Source organism: Emticicia oligotrophica DSM 17448 (assembly GCF_000263195.1).
GTDB lineage: Bacteria > Bacteroidota > Bacteroidia > Cytophagales > Spirosomataceae > Emticicia > Emticicia oligotrophica.
In genome coordinates, this window is record NC_018748.1 from 1,935,465 (window position 1) to 1,952,132 (window position 16,668).

Annotated in this window: 17 protein-coding genes; 9 read left to right on the forward strand and 8 right to left on the reverse strand. The window is 34.3% G+C overall.

The window, feature by feature from the left end:
• Positions 1–17 precede the first annotated feature (17 nt).
• Both mfd and EMTOL_RS08025 read right to left on the reverse strand, forming a co-directional pair.
• The gene (gene mfd, locus EMTOL_RS08020) at positions 18–3,359 is read right to left on the reverse strand and encodes a transcription-repair coupling factor (protein ID WP_015028775.1); all 3,342 of its coding nucleotides are present in this window, start codon (positions 3,357–3,359) and stop codon (positions 18–20) included.
• 168 nt (positions 3,360–3,527) lie between these two features.
• Positions 3,528–4,418 carry a polyphosphate kinase 2 family protein gene (locus tag EMTOL_RS08025; RefSeq protein WP_015028776.1) on the reverse strand — a complete coding sequence of 297 codons (891 nt, stop codon included), beginning with the start codon at positions 4,416–4,418 and terminating at the stop codon, positions 3,528–3,530.
• Positions 4,419–4,508: 90 nt separating this feature from the next.
• Between EMTOL_RS08025 and msrA the strand changes: the two genes are divergently transcribed.
• The 7 genes from msrA to EMTOL_RS08060 all read left to right on the forward strand — a co-directional run bounded on the left by msrA (position 4,509) and on the right by EMTOL_RS08060 (position 9,450).
• Positions 4,509–5,171: a peptide-methionine (S)-S-oxide reductase MsrA gene (gene msrA, locus EMTOL_RS08030; RefSeq protein ID WP_015028777.1), complete on the forward strand. Its 663-nt coding sequence runs from the start codon at positions 4,509–4,511 to the stop codon at positions 5,169–5,171.
• A 281-nt stretch (positions 5,172–5,452) separates the two neighbouring features.
• Positions 5,453–6,076 (forward strand): lipoprotein, encoded by a 624-nt coding sequence (locus EMTOL_RS08035; RefSeq protein WP_015028778.1) that lies wholly within the window; start codon positions 5,453–5,455, stop codon positions 6,074–6,076.
• A 75-nt stretch (positions 6,077–6,151) separates the two neighbouring features.
• Positions 6,152–6,877 (forward strand): hypothetical protein, encoded by a 726-nt coding sequence (locus EMTOL_RS08040; protein WP_015028779.1) that lies wholly within the window; start codon positions 6,152–6,154, stop codon positions 6,875–6,877.
• Positions 6,843–7,196 carry a membrane protein insertion efficiency factor YidD gene (yidD, locus tag EMTOL_RS08045; protein WP_015028780.1) on the forward strand — a complete coding sequence of 118 codons (354 nt, stop codon included), beginning with the start codon at positions 6,843–6,845 and terminating at the stop codon, positions 7,194–7,196. The genes EMTOL_RS08040 and yidD overlap by 35 nt, the downstream gene beginning before the upstream one ends.
• 2 nt (positions 7,197–7,198) lie before the next feature.
• Positions 7,199–8,026, forward strand: a complete 828-nt coding sequence (locus EMTOL_RS08050; protein WP_041693473.1) for a tetratricopeptide repeat protein — start codon at positions 7,199–7,201, stop codon at positions 8,024–8,026.
• A 6-nt stretch (positions 8,027–8,032) separates the two neighbouring features.
• Positions 8,033–8,872 (forward strand): tetratricopeptide repeat protein, encoded by an 840-nt coding sequence (locus EMTOL_RS08055; RefSeq protein ID WP_015028782.1) that lies wholly within the window; start codon positions 8,033–8,035, stop codon positions 8,870–8,872.
• 65 nt (positions 8,873–8,937) lie between these two features.
• On the forward strand, positions 8,938–9,450 hold the full coding sequence (locus EMTOL_RS08060) for a hypothetical protein (protein ID WP_015028783.1): 513 nt from the start codon (positions 8,938–8,940) through the stop codon (positions 9,448–9,450).
• Positions 9,451–9,499: 49 nt separating this feature from the next.
• Here the strand turns inward: EMTOL_RS08060 and EMTOL_RS08065 are convergent, their stop codons facing one another.
• The 5 genes from EMTOL_RS08065 to EMTOL_RS08085 all read right to left on the reverse strand — a co-directional run bounded on the left by EMTOL_RS08065 (position 9,500) and on the right by EMTOL_RS08085 (position 13,774).
• On the reverse strand, positions 9,500–10,159 hold the full coding sequence (locus EMTOL_RS08065; RefSeq protein WP_015028784.1) for a 3-keto-disaccharide hydrolase: 660 nt from the start codon (positions 10,157–10,159) through the stop codon (positions 9,500–9,502).
• A gap of 127 nt (positions 10,160–10,286) precedes the next feature.
• Positions 10,287–11,300, reverse strand: coding sequence for a WD40/YVTN/BNR-like repeat-containing protein (locus EMTOL_RS08070; protein WP_305953199.1), 1,014 nt, complete (start codon positions 11,298–11,300; stop codon positions 10,287–10,289).
• A 127-nt stretch (positions 11,301–11,427) separates the two neighbouring features.
• Entirely contained in the window at positions 11,428–12,174 is a 747-nt protein-coding gene (gene rnc, locus EMTOL_RS08075; protein ID WP_015028786.1) for a ribonuclease III, read from the reverse strand.
• Positions 12,175–12,183: 9 nt separating this feature from the next.
• Positions 12,184–13,431 carry a beta-ketoacyl-ACP synthase II gene (gene fabF / locus EMTOL_RS08080; protein ID WP_015028787.1) on the reverse strand — a complete coding sequence of 416 codons (1,248 nt, stop codon included), beginning with the start codon at positions 13,429–13,431 and terminating at the stop codon, positions 12,184–12,186.
• A gap of 106 nt (positions 13,432–13,537) precedes the next feature.
• A complete protein-coding gene (locus EMTOL_RS08085) occupies positions 13,538–13,774 on the reverse strand; it encodes an acyl carrier protein (RefSeq protein ID WP_015028788.1) in 237 nt (78 codons plus the stop codon).
• A gap of 241 nt (positions 13,775–14,015) precedes the next feature.
• Here EMTOL_RS08085 and kdsA point away from each other — a divergent pair, with 241 nt between their 5' ends.
• Both kdsA and EMTOL_RS08095 read left to right on the forward strand, forming a co-directional pair.
• The gene (gene kdsA, locus EMTOL_RS08090) at positions 14,016–14,825 is read left to right on the forward strand and encodes a 3-deoxy-8-phosphooctulonate synthase (protein WP_015028789.1); all 810 of its coding nucleotides are present in this window, start codon (positions 14,016–14,018) and stop codon (positions 14,823–14,825) included.
• A gap of 129 nt (positions 14,826–14,954) precedes the next feature.
• Positions 14,955–15,284, forward strand: a complete 330-nt coding sequence (locus EMTOL_RS08095) for a DUF3467 domain-containing protein (RefSeq protein WP_015028790.1) — start codon at positions 14,955–14,957, stop codon at positions 15,282–15,284.
• Between the two features lie 78 nt (positions 15,285–15,362).
• On the opposite strand, the gene EMTOL_RS08100 is transcribed toward EMTOL_RS08095, so the two are convergent.
• Positions 15,363–16,499 carry a DmpA family aminopeptidase gene (locus EMTOL_RS08100; RefSeq protein ID WP_015028791.1) on the reverse strand — a complete coding sequence of 379 codons (1,137 nt, stop codon included), beginning with the start codon at positions 16,497–16,499 and terminating at the stop codon, positions 15,363–15,365.
• Between the last annotated feature and the right edge of the window lie 169 nt (positions 16,500–16,668).

A 16,668-nucleotide genomic window follows, 5' to 3' on the forward strand; every position in this document is an offset into this window, starting at 1 on the left:
TACTTGAGAAATTAAGATTAAATGACCATTCCACGCAATAAATTGTCTAATTCGTCAATTGACTGAACTTTTTCAACAGTAAGAATAAGTTTAGACTTGATTTCTTTGAGCGAACATTGCTTTGGATTATTCTTGATGTAATCAAGAATTCTGCCAAACTTATCTGTCTGAAAATATTCGGTTCGCTCTTGAGAAACGAAGTAGCCTTTAGCGATATTGTTTTTTAAAGTTAATTTTTCAAATCCGATTTGCTCGGCTTTCCATCTGATACGAGCAATTTTGAATAAATTTTCAACTTCTTCAGGCATCGGACCAAAACGGTCAATCATAGACTTATGAAACTCTTGGAGTTCATCTTCTTTCTCAATGTTATCTAATTGGTTATAGAGAGAAAGTCTTTCAGAAATATTCCCAACGTAAGTTTCAGGAATGATAATCTGTAAATCAGTTTCGATTAGGCAGTCAGGAAGTTTCAAATCTAAAGGAGTACCTAACTCTTTCATGAATAAATCTTTGAACTCGTTTTCCTTTAGCTCTTGTACTGCTTCATCAAGAATTTTATGATAAGTTTCGTAGCCTAAGTCATTAATGAAACCACTTTGTTCGGCACCAAGTAGATTCCCTGCTCCTCTAATGTCAAGGTCTCGCATTGAAACTTTAAAGCCATCGCCTAAATCTGAAAATTCTTCAAGTGTTTGTAATCGTTTTCTAGAATCTTTGGATAGAACAGAAATTGGTGGTGTTAATAAATAGCAAAATGCTTTTCGATTCGAACGTCCTACCCTACCACGCATCTGGTGTAAGTCAGACATTCCAAAATTTTGAGCTTGATTAATAATGATTGTATTAGCATTTGAAATATCAAGACCAGATTCTATGATATTGGTTGAAACAAGAATATCATAATCACCTTCTATAAATTTCATCATTACTTTTTCTAGTTTATCACCATCCATTTGGCCATGGGCGATACCTATTTTAGCGTCTGGAACAAGACGCAAAATGATATTAGCAATAGACTCAATATCATTTACTCTATTATGTACAAAGAAAACTTGTCCCCCTCTTTTCAGTTCATAACTAATCGCATCACGAATAAACTCCTCTTTAAAAACATGTACTTCAGTTGTAACTGGTTGGCGATTTGGTGGAGGGGTAGAGATGATAGAAAGGTCTCGAGCACCCAAAAGAGAAAAATGAAGTGTACGTGGTATTGGGGTTGCAGTCAGCGTTAAAACATCCACGTTATGCTTAATTTCTTTTAGACGGTCTTTGGCTTTAACTCCAAACTTTTGTTCTTCGTCAATAATTAATAAACCTAGATTTTTAAATTCTATATCTTTATTTAGAATTCTGTGAGTTCCAACAAGAATATCTGTTTTTCCCTCCTTTACGTTTTTAAGTGTTTGACTTATTTCTTTCGCAGATTTGAATCTACTAATTTCTTCAATATTAACAGGGAATTTAGAAAGACGTTCTTTAAAAGTTCGGGTATGCTGCATTGCCAATACAGTAGTTGGAACCAATACCGCTACTTGTTTGCTATCTGCAACAGATTTAAAAGCAGCTCTTATGGCGATTTCAGTTTTTCCAAAACCAACGTCACCACAAACAAGGCGGTCCATTGGATGTGGTTTTTCCATATCATCTTTTACATCAGCGGTAGCTTTGGCTTGGTCAGGTGTATCTTCATATAAAAATGAAGATTCGAGTTCAGCCTGCATAAAACCATCTTTCGAAAATTGAAAACCAGGGGCAAGGCGTCGTTTTGCATAGAGGGAAATAAGCTCTTTGGCTATATCTTTTACTTGCCGTTTAACTTTTGATTTTTTATTTTCCCACTCACCTGAACCTAACTTACTCATGGTTGGTGGAGAACCTTCCTTACCTGAATATTTCGCAATTTTATGTAAAGAATGTATATTTACGAGAAGAATGTCATTGTCTCGATAAATTAGTCTAACAGCCTCTTGCTCTTTATCTCCAACCATTACTTTTTCCAAGCCCACAAATCTGCCAATGCCATAATCAATGTGAGTGACGAAATCACCAGTTTGCAAGGCTCTTAACTCTTTTAAAGTTAGAGCTTTCGATTTGCTAAATTTATCTCTTACCTTGAAACGATGATATCGGTCAAATATTTGGTGGTCGGTATAACAAGCAATTTTTGTAAGTTCATCAATAAAGCCACCTCTCAAGGAAATTTCTAAAGCTTGAAATTTAACGAAAGGGTCTATTTCTTCAAAAATTGATTCGAGACGATTTAATTGTTTTAATGAATCGGAAGCAATAAGTGTGGTAATGTTGATTGATTGATTCTCTTTGACATTATCAATCAACTTTTTAAAGTCCTTATTGAAAGAAGGTTGAGTTTTAGAAGGATAAATTATTTTTTCAGTTTCTTTGAAATAGGATTTGGTTCCAAATTCAATAATGCTAAACTTTTTTATTTCATTTAGATAAGTTCTTCGAGTTTCAAATAATTCTTCTGGTTTTAATATAACCTTTATTCCTCCGCTCTGCTCAATTATTTTTTGAAATTGTTGTTCTACATTGTTAAAACAATCTTCAATACACTCTAACGAATATTCTACGTCTTTTATCCATATTGTACTTTGATTACGAATAAAATTAAAGAAAGATTCGCGAGTTTCTTCAATTAACTTATTCTGAACATCGGGAATAATATTAATTTGATTGACACTCTGTTGTGAAAGCTGACTTTCGGGGTTAAATAATCGAAGGCTATCAATTTCATCTCCAAATAATTCTATGCGACATGGAAATTCAGATGCGTATGAAAAAATATCCACGATTCCACCTCTCACCGAAAATTGACCAGGTTCATAAACAAAATCGGCCTTTTCAAAATCGTAAGAAATCAATAGTTCAGATATAAATTCAATATCTAACTTGTCTCCTATCTTTATTTGTAGGGTATTTGCAATTAAAGATTTTTTATTAATTACCTTTTCTGAAAGAGCCTCGGGGTAGGTTACAATAAGTAAGTTCGCCTTATCATTGTTCAATTGATTCAAAACTTCTGCTCTTTGTAGTACATTGGCATTATCAATTTCTTCATAAAGATAAGGCTTTTTGTAGGACATTGGGAAAAGAAAAACATTTTCCTCGTCAAGCAAATTTTGTAAATCATTGTAGAAATAAGCGGCATCTTCTTTATCGTTTAAAATAAAGATATTATGCTGGGGGTTTACTTGATAGTTTACTGAAGCAATAACTGAATCTAAACTACCTGATAAACCTTTTATATAGACGTTTTTTTTTGATTTTATTTCATCAAGAAGTGTTTTAATAAAACTATCTTCTTGATAAATTTTTAATAATTCGAAAGCCTTCACAATATAACACTTTTATAAATACAAAAGGGACGCAGGGTAATAACTGCGTCCTATCAAATAACTCACAAAGTTAAATAAGTCCGTTCAATTTGTTGTCAAACTTTAAAAAAATGAACATGTTTAATATAATTATTCGTATAAAAATTATAATTTAGTAGTTATACGAATTCAAATAGAATCTTGCTGTTTTATTGTATCAATCAGTGAAAATAAAAATTCTTGTCTTGCTAAATCAGATTTTGGAAATTCAATATCTAATGACATTAATTTGTGGACTAAAATATTGGCTACGATGAGACGCATATTTTTCTTATCATCGGCCGGAATTATATACCAAGGACAATCTTTACTAGATGTGTCATTGATGGCATCTTCATAAGCATTTTGATAATCATCCCAAAATTCCCTTTCCTTTACATCTTGTTCTTCGAATTTCCAGTTTTTGGTTGGGTCTTTAATTCTTTCAATTAATCTTTCAGATTGCTCTTTTTTTGAAACATGTAAGAAAAACTTCACTACATGAATACCATTGCGATTAAGGTATTTTTCTAAATTAGAAATATCTTCATATCTATTCTTCCATACATCGCTTAAATCTTTGGTATATTCTGATGGAATACGTTGATTTTTTAGAAGTATTTCAGGGTGAGCTTTAACAACTAAGACTTCTTCATAGTAAGAACGATTAAAGACAGTAATTGTTCCTCGTTCTGGTAACTGCAAATTAGTTCGCCATAAAAAATCATGGTCAAGTTCAGTTTCAGATGGACGCTTGAAAGAATAAAAACGCATACCCTGTGGGTTTACTCCTGAGAATACTGCCTTTAAAGTTCCGTCTTTTCCGGCAGCATCCATAGCTTGGAATATCACAAGCAAACCATATTTGTTATGAGCATACATCATTTCTTGTAGGGAGTCTAGTTCAGCCTGTAAAGATTTCAATGCATTTTCATAATCTTCTTTATCTTCGTAATAATCACTAACTTTGGTCGCAGCTTTCTTAATTGAAAACTTTCCTTTACCATCAAACCTAAAATGGTCAATATCTATTTTCTTCATTGGGAATAGAAACGTTTGTTTGGAAGTAGAATAATGGTTTGTTTGAAAATTTGAGAGCTAAGAAACATAACCCAAAAGTAAATTGTTAAGATGAAAAATGTATTTTCATTATTAGGGCTAATACTGTCTGTTATTTCAGTAAATGCTCAAACGGATAAAAACAAAGTTAATAAAATGAATCAAGAAAATGTTAATTCGGTAAATAGTACATTTCCAAAAGTAGGTGTGGCAACATTCGGAGCTGGATGTTTCTGGTGTGTAGAAGCAATGTTTCAGAAACTTAATGGTGTTGAAAAAGTTGAATCAGGGTATATGGGTGGAACGGTGAAAAACCCAACCTATAAACAAGTTTGTACTGGAGAAACGGGGCATGCAGAGGTAATACACATTACTTATAATCCAAATATTGTTTCCTATGAAGAGTTGCTCGAAGTATTTTGGAAAGTTCATGACCCAACCACTTTGAACAGACAAGGTGCAGATGTTGGCACACAATATCGTTCGGTGGTATTTTTTCATGATGAAAACCAACAAACAATTGCAGAAAAATTAAAAAAAGATTTAGATTCTTCAGGAGCGTTTGACGCCCCAATCGTGACTTCAATTGAACCTGCTGGTGTGTTTTATATCGCAGAAGATTATCACCAAGATTATTATAATTTGTTAGGTGGTACGAACTCTTATTGTCAAATGGTTGTGAAGCCCAAGATTGAGAAATTCAAAAAAGTCTTTAGTGATAAAATTAAGCACTAATAAATATCAAAAATGAATATGAGGTGTAAGGCGACTTACACCTTTTTTGTTTGCAAGCATTTGATCAAACTTCAAGATTGACCGTTAAGTAAATTTTTTCGACATTTTAAGAATCTAAAAAAGCTACGAATTATATTTTTATGTTCATTTGCGACTCGTGGTTCAAGATTTATTAAATACAATGTCAATTTGAAATATCTTCAATAGTTCTTTGTAAATCAATTAAAAATTTTAAACTTGTAATTAATAATAATTATTTAACTATTAAACTATTTGTTCTTATGAAAAAACTAATCCTCTTCCTCTCGGCAATTATTTTCTTAGCTTCATGCCAAAAGAAAGAATATGCATCTTTTCAAAAAAGCCAAAGCCCAACTTATGCAGTAGCTAAAAAACAAGCTGTTGTTGCTCCATCAGCAGAAGTTGCAGTCGTAGAAGAAGCTACAGTTTCAATGGTTGCTCCAACAGAAACCACTCTTTCAGCAGATAATTCTGTTGAGGTATCTTCTTTAAACACAGAAGCTACTACTGCTCCAGCCATTTCTGAAAGCCAAGCTATGACTTTCAATGAAAAAGCTGTTAGTGCAGAATTTGAGAAATTAGCTAAGTTAGAAGAGTATGTTAATGCTCACGAAGGCACTACTATTGAAGATGTTAAAGAAACAGAATTAACAAAAGATTTAAACTTAGATACAAACGTTACTAATGCAGTTGCAGCTAGTGAATTACCATTGGGTATCCCAGCTTTCTGGTGGGGTTGCGTACTTGGTTTATTAGGTGTGTTGGCAGTATATTTAATTACAGATAAAGATAAAGAGCAAACTAAAAAAGCACTTTATGGATGTTTAGCATGGACTGTCCTTTGGGTTGTTTACTACTTTGTTGTATTAGCAGCTGTAAGATAATAAAACATTATTTTTACTGGAAGATAGCCCAATTCGGAAGATTGGGCTATTTTGTTTCTTTACAAATACCTTAGCATGAAAAAAATATTATTTCTATTACTTTTTGGATTATTTGCTACAACATCGCAAGCTCAACAGTTTTATCGAATCAAAGCAGACGTTTCTATCAAAGATAAACTTTCAAATGGTTCTTACAGACTCACAGTTGGAAAGGCATATTATGATAAAACTTCTTTAAAAATTGTTTATAAGCTTTCTTTTCCTCAAAAAGAAACAATAATTATTAAAGACACTACTTTATATAAAATAACAAAAGATAGTGTACTAGTTCAATCAATTTTAGCGTCAAATGAATTTTCAATTTTTCATTTATCTCTTTCAGGAAAATTAGCTGATTATGGTTTAAATTCAGGAAATGTGGCTAGAATATATAAAATTTCAAAAGTTGAAAAAGATAAGGAAGGTAGGGTAATTACAACTTGGAGTGTCATAGAGAAAAAGCTGATGAATACTTTAGGTAAAATAAAGATGGCAAATGTAAATAAACGCTTAGATGCCATAGCGTTCTATGATGCCAAAGATAAATTACTCAGTCAGCAATTTTTTAAGGAATACGAAAACTTTAATGGGGTTGAATTTCCTAAACAGGTCACGCAAATATCTTTTAATTCAGATGGCACGCAGAATATTCAACAAACGACTTATAAAAATATTATCATAGACCAAGAAAATGAAAACGAAGTTTACAATTATCCTATTCCTACTGTTGGCTCAAAGCAACCTAATAAAAGCCCAAAGTAAGGAAGAAGTAAATGCACTGAGAGGCGTTATTCAGACTGCTCAAAAGAAGACTTATAAAGAGGCCAAAGGAAATAAAAATGAAGTACAATACTTATTTTCAGGGTTATTTCTTTTTTATAAAACCTTCTTTTCTTCACAAGACCTAACAGTGTGTACCTTTACGCCCTCTTGTTCAGAATTTGGTATTTTAGCCGTCAAAAAAAGTGGATTAGTTATGGGAGGGATAAAAACTATGGACAGGCTTACACGCTGCAACGGACTAAGTCCAGAAAAATATGAAATTGATTACAAGGCTAAGCTTTTGATAGATAAACCCTAATAATGAGAAATATACTTTTAATACTTTTAATAATAATAAAATTCGAAGTAATGTATGCTCAAGATTTATACGACTTCGAAAACTCAAAAAAATTTGCTGAGTATTTAGCTAAATCGGGTCAATATGATTTAGCCACGCGTGAATACGAACGTTTATCATTTATGAAGCCGACCAATGATACACTAAAGGCTTCTCTCCTATCAATGTATCGTCGTGCTGGAAAATATGATGAAGCTTTAAGTAGAGGCAAACAGCTGTATCCTGATTTGCAAACAATGAATAGTTGGTCAGCTATCGAATATGGAAGAGTATTACTACTGAAATCTGAATTTAATAGTGCAAAAAACTTTTGGGAAGCCAATCAAAACTTAAGTTCTCCCGATAAAATTATTCTTTCAGCAACTTCTGAAATATTACAAGATAACTATAAAAATGCACGACATATATTAGCGAATATCAAACCCGAAGAACACAAACTCGCGGCTAATTATAAAGACCTAACCGAACAAGCCTTTAGTATTCGAAGAAAAAGTCCAGCGGTGGCAGGAATTATGTCGGCCATTATTCCTGGAACAGGCCGTATGTATGTGAAAGATTGGAAAGACGGAATTGTTTCAATGGTTTTTGTTAGTACAATGGCGTTTCAGGCATATCGTGGTTTTAATAAAAATGGCATAAATAGTACTAGGGGCTGGATTTATGGGGGTATCGGATTGGGCTTTTATTTAGGGAATATTTATGGTTCTGTTGCTTCTGCAAAAGGATATAATAAGAAAACCCATTTAAGTGTTCGAAACAAAATAGATAACCTTTTCAATACTTATTTTTAAGTAAATATGCGGCAAATATTATTAATACTTTTAATACTTTCTTTTAGTTTTGTTTACTCACAAGACATTAAACAAACGTTCGATTTTGCTAATGAACTTTACAACAAAAAAGACTATGAAGGGGCGAGTATTTCATACAGAAGGGTAATTTATTTTGATAAAGCAGACCAATATAGAAAAGACTGCTATAAAAATATTGCTGATTGTTTATACGAAACACAGCAATTTGAAGAAGCTGCCGATTATTACGAATTGGCTTTTTTTCAACAAAAAAGTGATAGTTCAAAAGCAGAAGTAATTTTCAGAAAGCTTTCGTGTTTTCTTATACTCAATAGTTTTGATTACGCAGAAATTGAGTTATTGAGCTTACCCTCAAATCTAACACCAAAACAAGCTCAAAGAAAGATGTTCTACTCGGCTGTATTAAACTTTTCGATTGAAAAATATGACTTGGCAAAATCACAATTTTTGTCTCTTATTGATTCAACCAACAAGGAAACAAAAGAGAAAATAGAACAACTATTTACTAAAAATGAAAAGATAAATCAGCTAAGTCCAAGAAAAGCAAAAATAATGAGTATGTTGATTCCCGGCTTAGGACAATTTTATGCTGGAGATTTGAAAAATGGATTTAATTCGATGGTATTAACGGTAGGTATTGCTACGCTAGGAATTGCAACCGCAGTAAAGAGTACAAGTCCGTTTGATGTATTAGTAACAGCGGCACCGTGGTTTCAGAGGTATTATATGGGTGGCTATAAAAAGGCTGAGCAGATAGCAATTAATGAAAAGAAACGCCGCAGGTCAAAAGTATATAATCAAATACTAAATGAACTAAGTTATTAGTGATTAGTATGATAAAACGTAAATTTCACACTTTAAATAAAATCAGTAAATTAAATTTATTTCACATGAAAAAAAACCTTTCTTTTCTATTGTTAGTCACTTGTTTATTCTTATTCAGAAATACGAGTGCCCAGTCTTTTACAAAAGGACAGAAAAACTTCAGTGTTGGAGTTGGTGTAGGTTATGGATTAGGTGCTACCGCAGCGGTTGATTATGGTATTACGGATATGGTAAGTATCGGAGTTGTTGGCGGATATTCATCAAGAAACTATGGATACATACTTTCAAACTATCGTGTAAACTATATCGGGCTTGCGGGTAGAGCAGCTATTCACTTCGGAAAATACTTAAAGGAAATAGGTATTAATGAGGCAAAATTAGACCCGTATGTAGGTGTAGTAGGAGGATTCAGAATGGTAAATTACAGCGATGCCTATTCTTCATATTATAATGGTAGAAACGCAGGAATAATTTTAGGTGGTATTCTGGGTGCAAGGTATTACTTGAAAGAAAAAGTGGCGTTATATGCAGAAGCGGGCGTACCATACAGTACGATTGGGCTTTCTGTGAAATTCTAAAAAAAGCCTTGTAAAAAAAGAAAGGTGAGCTTTGGCTCACCTTTCTTTTTTATAACTCTTTAATTTTAATACTCTTGAAAGAAACCATATCACCGTGGTCTTGAAGAGCAATCTTTCCTTTAGCGTGAGCCTTTGCAAAATCCCAACTTGCAAATTTACTCTTAGCAACCATCACTTGCCAATCAGTACTGCCATATTCATATTCAACCATTTTTTTTCCATTTAACCAATGTTCAACGTGGTTATCTTTAACAATGATTTTCCCCTTATTCCACTCTCCTGCTGGCTTCACTACACTAAGGTCTGCCGGTGGTTGCATATCATAATTTGCTGCTGTTTTTTGAACATCCTTAATGGGTGAAGGATAATTCTTATCATCAATAATTTGATATTCGGGCCCTGACATATAAGAAGCTTTTGCTTCTGGTGTTTCTATTACTTTGTAAATAATTCCACTATTACCCTTTGGAGCGACCTTAAATTCGAAAGTAAGTTCAAAGTCTTCATATTCTTTATCAGAAACTAAGTCTCCACTCCCACCGTGAGTCATCAAAATACCATTCATGACGTGCCATCCTTTTACTGAAGTTTCGTGCCAAGAATGCCAACCATTAGTTGTCTTACCATCAAATAAATTAACTGTTTTGTCTTTTTGTCCATAGACAAAAGAACTGCACGCAAAAAGTGCCAAAATTATTACTTTTTTCATTTTGAGAGGATTGAATTTAAAAAATAAAAGAAAACGTTGATGAACGTTTAAATATTTTAAAATTAACAAGATGAAACGTAATAAGCAAAGAAATAATGAGACTTAAAGTAAAGAATAGCCTGAACAATTATTTTTGAGAAATACGAGAAATAGGGTTTTCTTCGATAATCTTTAGCATTAATATAGTTCGAGCACTACCAATAGAAATAGCAGTAGTTGGTGAAGTAAAAACAGTTTCGTAGATATTAAATGCTTTATTGAGTTTTTCTCCAAATACCTTGTAGTTACCAGCTTTATCACCAAGAACGATTTGTCCATTACAAGCTGAGTAAATTTCGTATTTTTCGTTAGTTACACGACCCCAAAGTAAACCCGAATGAGGAAGTTCGAGCTTTTGATTTTTATGATGAATACGGCCTTTTTTACCCATCCATCCACCCATGGCAATAAAGTCTTCAGTATTTTCAAATTGAATTTCATGAAAAATACTATTACCAATTTTTTGCCTTCTCTCCCATTTCTCATTTTCTAAAGCAAAAAGATGCGTTTTATTTGGGGTGTACATTAGGGCATAAACTTTATGGTCAAGCACATTGTACTTAACGCACCAAACCATTTTAAAAGCATTTTTATAGACTTGAGTCCATGTTTTACCTTTATCAGTAGTTTTAAGAATAAAGCCGAAGGGAACAGTCTTTTTAGAATGAGCAATGGCAGATTTACCACCGCATATATAAGCAGTAGAATCGTTGACTACAGTAAGATTATAAAAACAAGATTTTTCAAAACCTTTAATTTTAATGGTTTCCCAAGTATTAGAATTAAGATTATGTTTGTAAACAATGCCTTTATCACCACTAATTATTAAATTATTTTTATCGAAGTAGTCTAATTTATAAATATCAACCTGTAAATTAGGGTAGCTGATATTATTCAAATTGCCTTCGGAGTCAATGGTCTTTAAGGTACCATATTTACCTCCAATCCAAAATTTATCTCCTACTGGTATAATGTCGTAATAAGAAGAGTCTGAGTATGAGACTCCCTGTTGCAATACCTGAATACTAACCCTCTGAGAGTAAGATGTACTTAAGGTTAATGAAAGAAGTAGGCAAAAAATTATTTTATATAAAAACTTCACCAAATGGTAGTTTCGTTTGACGCCCCGAAATAGCGTTTGAGTTGAATTCAAATTAAAACAAAAATATGTAGTTGAAATCAAAAATTCAAATCATTTTCGAAGCACGAAGAAGAAATTGGGGGGAATTTTAAGATTTTATCTCAAGAATTTCACAAGCACGACGTGCAGCTTCTTGTTCTGCTTTTTTCTTGTTCCATCCACCACCTTTACTCACAGCTTCGCCGTCAACTGAAACCTGAGCAACGAACTCTTTATGGTGGTGTTTTCCATTTTCTTGGATAATCTCAAACGTAATACGCTTGCCCTCCTGCTGAGACCAACTGAGAAGAATACTCTTATAGTTTGTATTGGTTTGAATAACCGTATCGAGGTCGAAGTAATTAGCAAGAAGTTTCTTTAAAATGAATTTCTTGGTAAATCGAAATCCTTTATCAAGGTAAATAGCCCCAATAAGGGCTTCCATGGCATCGCCATACATAGAAGTACGATTATGAGCGACTCTTTGTCCATCGAACTCAATGAGTCGCTCTAAACCGATTTTTCTTGCAAGAATATTCAATGATTCACGGTTTACAATTCGAGAGCGAATCTCGGTTAGGAAACCTTCATCTTTGAAGGGATATTTTTTGAAGAGGTATTCCGCTACAATCATACCTAAAACCGAATCACCAAGGTATTCTAGTCTTTCGTTAGATTCTCGGAAACCACCAATGTTTGTTTCTTTCGAAGCGGATGTATGTCTAAAAGCAAGTTGATAGAGCAACGGATTTCCTGGCTTTTCGCCAATAATCTGCTCCACAGATTTTCTAAAGCTGCGTTCTTTAGAATCAGATTTGAAAAAACCTAAAATAGAATTGCTTACTTCCGACAACACGATTCCTAATTATATTTTCTTGAAAATCAACGTAGCGTTATGGCCACCAAAACCAAAACAGTTACTCAAAACTACATCAATTTTTCGAGCTTTCGCAACATTTGGTGTTAAATCTATTCTTGGGTCAATTGCTTCATCAACATTAAAGAGATTAATTGTTGGCGGAACAACTTGGTGTTGAATAGCTAATACAGCAGCAACTGACTCGACAGCACCAGCAGCACCAAGCAAGTGGCCAGTCATTGATTTGGTTGAACTAATACTCATTTGATAAGTATGCTCGCCAAAAAGTCTTTCGATAGCCTTGATTTCTTGTGGGTCGCCAAGTGGAGTAGAAGTACCGTGTGTATTAATATAATCAACCTCTTCAGGTTTTATGCCAGCATCTTCAAGGGCATCAACCATTGACATGTAAGCACCTTCTCCTTCTGGATGTGGAGCAGTAATATGGTAAGCGTCAGAAGACATACCACCACCGATAATTTCACAATAAATTTTTGCTCCACGAGCAACAGCGTGCTCATACTCTTCTAAAATAAGAGCCGCACCACCATCGCCTAATACGAAACCATCGCGATCTTTGTCATAAGGACGTGAACCAGTAGTTGGGTCATCGTTTCTCTCAGACATCGCACGTAATCCATTAAAACCACCAATACCCGCTTGTGTTACAGCTGCTTCTGAACCACCAGTAATACAAATATTGATTCTGCCCAAGCGGATATAATTGAATGCATCAATGATAGCGTTATTGGTAGATGCACAAGCTGAAACCGTTATGTAGTTTGGTCCACGGAAACCATATTTAATTGAGATTTGCCCAGAAGCACTATCTGCAATCATTTTAGGAATAAAAAACGGATTAAACTTCGGAGTACCATCGCCGTTTGAAAAATTAATTACTTCCTCTTCGAAAGTTTTCAAACCGCCAATACCCGAACCCCAAATTACTCCTGCTTTATGTTTATTAATACTTTCTAAATCAAGACCAGAGTCATTGATGGCTTCATCAGCAACCACCATTGCAAACTGGGTGAATAAGTCCATCTTACGAGCATCCTGACGAGGAATGAACTGCGTAACATCGAAGTTTTTTACTTCACAAGCAAATTTTGTACGAAACTTACTCGCATCGAATCTGGTGATTGTGGCCGCACCGCTTTTGCCAGTTGATAAGCCATGCCAAAATTCTTCTACCGTGTTTCCGATAGGCGTCAAAGCTCCTAAGCCTGTAACAACTACTCGTTTAAATGCCATAAAGTATAAGTTTGTTTGTCAGAATAAAAAGTAAACAAGATTTACAGCGTTAAATCGAAAGAAAATATCTGATTATCTAACACTATAAATCTTGAATAAGGAATACTTATTTAGAATTCTCTTCTAAGTAAGTGATAGCCTGACCAACAGTTTGGATATTCTCTGCTTGGTCATCTGGAATAGATACATTAAATTCTTTTTCAAATTCCATTATTAACTCAACGGTGTCTAATGAGTCCGCTCCTAAGTCATTTGTAAATGAAGCTTCGGCTGTTACTTCTGACGCATCAACGCCGAGTTTATCAACGATAATTTGAGTTACTTTAGATGCAATTGCTGACATTTTGAACTGTAGTTTGGTGAAAAACGACTGCAAAGAAAATGGTTTTATGCGAAAACAACAAAATACAGGAAATTTTTTTAGCGTGAGATTTGTTAAGACCATTACAACTAGGATTGCTAAATGGGCTATTTTCAGTAAAAAACAACACCTAAAGCCCTGAAAACAGGCAATTTGTACTGAAAAAATATTTGGTTAAAAAATTTTAGATACTTTATAATAATTTACAAAAATAGGCAAAGCATTGAAAATCAATTACTTAAAAAATCAAGATTCGGGCAATTTTTTCCTTATGGCGGGTCCATGTGTTGTTGAAGGTAGAGACATGGCTCTAGAAATTGCAGAGAAAATAAAGACAATCACCGATAGATTGGCAATCCCTTATATTTTCAAAGCTTCTTACCGAAAAGCCAATCGTACAAAACTAGATTCATTTACAGGCATTGGCGATGAACTTGCCCTTAGTATTTTGAAAGAAGTTGGAGATACTTTTCAACTACCAACCGTTACAGATATTCATGAATCTGAAGAAGCAGCTTTGGCAGCACAATATGTAGATGTACTTCAAATACCTGCATTTCTTTGTCGTCAAACTGAGCTACTCATTGCTGCTGCCCAAACAGGCAAGGCCGTAAATGTAAAGAAAGGACAGTTTATGCATGGTTCGGGTATGGGTTTTGCAGTTGAGAAGATAAAGGCTATCAATCCAGATGCTGATGTAATGTTGACCGATAGAGGAAATTCTTTTGGCTATTCAGACATCGTAGTCGATTACAGGAATATCATCGAAATGAAAGCATTTGATGTGCCAGTAGTTATGGATTGTACACACTCACTTCAACAGCCAAATCAATCTTCGGGTGTAACCGGAGGAAAGCCAGCCTTGATAGAAACCATTGCTAAGGCTGCTATTGCAGTTGGTGCTGATGGAATTTTTATCGAAACACACCCAAACCCTTCAGTTGCTAAGTCAGACGGGGCAAATATGTTGGCATTAGATAAGTTAGAAGGCTTGCTTGAAAAGCTCCTTAAAGTGCGAGAAGCAGTAAAATGAGGTCATTTTTTTTAAAATAGACCATACAATAACAAATTGTAGGCTAATTTTCATTTTCGAAAAATGATTTCTATATTTGGTTATTCAAACAAAACGATGACTCCCAATCATCTAAATACACAAATAATAATGGCTAAACGCAAAGATGTTCAAGATGAACCAGAACAACAAATAAACATTGAGTTATCGGAAGAAATGGCAGAAGGTGTATATGCTAATTTAGCGATGATAGCTCATTCAAATACAGAATTTGTGATTGATTTTATAAGATTAATGCCGGGTGTTCCGAAGGCAAAGGTAAAATCAAGAGTAATTCTAACGCCAGAGCATGCACAACGTTTATTGGTTGCCTTACAAGATAATATCGCCAAGTATGAAGATAACTTTGGAAGTATTAGAGAAACAAACGAGGCATTGCCTTTTCCGATGAACTTTGGTGGCCCAATGGGTGAAGCTTAAGATTTCGGCAGCATATTTTCAACAGATTTTAAAATACTAAAAGCCTCGAATTTCGAGGCTTTTGGCTATTTAAGGGGTTTATTTTATTCGATTATACTTCTTTAAAATATCTATTGTTTTATCAATAGGCAGTGCTTCTACCTTAGTGTTTTCAAAGCCAGTAAGTGTTTCTGCCGCAAATAAGGAATTTATTATGGCTTCTTCAGTGGCTTCAATGACGGCTTCAAAAAGTAGGTCTAAATCGTTGTTTCTTAGCACTTTAAAAGTTTCAAACATAGAGTCAGAGTTATGAGCAATGCGTAGTTCTTCCGCAGTAGATGCTGCAATTACGTAGTCTCCGCTGCCGTTGGCCGCTATGCCGCCCGTGCGGGCAAGACCAAGCATGGCACGAGAGGCCAAACGTTTTAGGTTTTTGGCTGAAAGAGGTGCATCTGTCAAAACAACAATCATGCAAGAACCATCATCTTTGTAAGCTTCATTGAGTTTACTAAACTTATGTTTATCAAGTTCAATACCTACAGGAGCACCATTGATTTGCAAAACACCTCCAAAATTTGATTGAACAAGCACTCCTACTGTATAACCTCCTTTTGATTTAGGCAGAATCCTCGAAGAAGTGCCGATACCACCCTTAAAACCAAAACAAACAGTTCCAGCACCAGCTCCTACATTTCCTTCTTCTACGGGGCCATTTTGTGCTTTTTTCAAAGCTTCAAGTACATGTTCTTTAGTAATAAATCTTTTTCTAATATCATTTAAGCCACCATCATTAGTTTCACCAACAACAGCATTGACACTTCGAACACTATTATTTTCTAAAAATTGAAAAGTATAATCAATAACCGCAGCAGCAGCAGTCGGAACAGAAAGGGTGTTGGTTAAAATAATAGGGGTTTCTAAATTGCCTAACTCTTCAACTTGTGAATAACCCGCCAGTTTTCCAAAGCCATTTCCTATGTGAATAGCCGCAGGAATTTTGTTTTGAAAAATATTTTTATCATGCGGAAGAATCGCTGTAACTCCAGTATGGACATCATTTCCTTGATGAAGTGTAACTTGTCCAACCTTCACCCCCGCAACATCTGTAATTGCGTTGAGTTTTCCAGGGCGAAGAACTCCAATTTCAATGCCAAAATCACGAGCTCGTTTTTTTTGTGCAAAAATTGAAAAATTTAGTAGAAAGAGAAAAACGAAAAGTGGAAAGTGTTTTGGCATGAGTATAGATATTGCATTTGAGTAAATATAAAAACAAAACCAATGAAACCTTTTGAAGTTGTTATATATTATTTTAAAAGATTTGGAAAGTCTATAAAAAAATAACCCCGAAGAATACAGATTGTATAGCTTCGAGGTTATGTGTTTAGATTGTACTTTTTTGAGAAAA

Coding starts and splice junctions, on each gene's coding strand:
- EMTOL_RS08025 (WP_015028776.1), bottom strand. CDS start 4,418: ATGAAGAAAATAGATATTGACCATTTTAGGTTTGATGGTAAAGGAAAG.
- msrA (WP_015028777.1), top strand. CDS start 4,509: ATGAAAAATGTATTTTCATTATTAGGGCTAATACTGTCTGTTATTTCA.
- EMTOL_RS08035 (WP_015028778.1), top strand. CDS start 5,453: ATGAAAAAACTAATCCTCTTCCTCTCGGCAATTATTTTCTTAGCTTCA.
- EMTOL_RS08040 (WP_015028779.1), top strand. CDS start 6,152: ATGAAAAAAATATTATTTCTATTACTTTTTGGATTATTTGCTACAACA.
- EMTOL_RS08050 (WP_041693473.1), top strand. CDS start 7,199: ATGAGAAATATACTTTTAATACTTTTAATAATAATAAAATTCGAAGTA.
- EMTOL_RS08055 (WP_015028782.1), top strand. CDS start 8,033: ATGCGGCAAATATTATTAATACTTTTAATACTTTCTTTTAGTTTTGTT.
- EMTOL_RS08060 (WP_015028783.1), top strand. CDS start 8,938: ATGAAAAAAAACCTTTCTTTTCTATTGTTAGTCACTTGTTTATTCTTA.
- EMTOL_RS08065 (WP_015028784.1), bottom strand. CDS start 10,159: ATGAAAAAAGTAATAATTTTGGCACTTTTTGCGTGCAGTTCTTTTGTC.
- fabF (WP_015028787.1), bottom strand. CDS start 13,431: ATGGCATTTAAACGAGTAGTTGTTACAGGCTTAGGAGCTTTGACGCCT.
- EMTOL_RS08085 (WP_015028788.1), bottom strand. CDS start 13,774: ATGTCAGCAATTGCATCTAAAGTAACTCAAATTATCGTTGATAAACTC.
- EMTOL_RS08095 (WP_015028790.1), top strand. CDS start 14,955: ATGGCTAAACGCAAAGATGTTCAAGATGAACCAGAACAACAAATAAAC.
- EMTOL_RS08100 (WP_015028791.1), bottom strand. CDS start 16,499: ATGCCAAAACACTTTCCACTTTTCGTTTTTCTCTTTCTACTAAATTTT.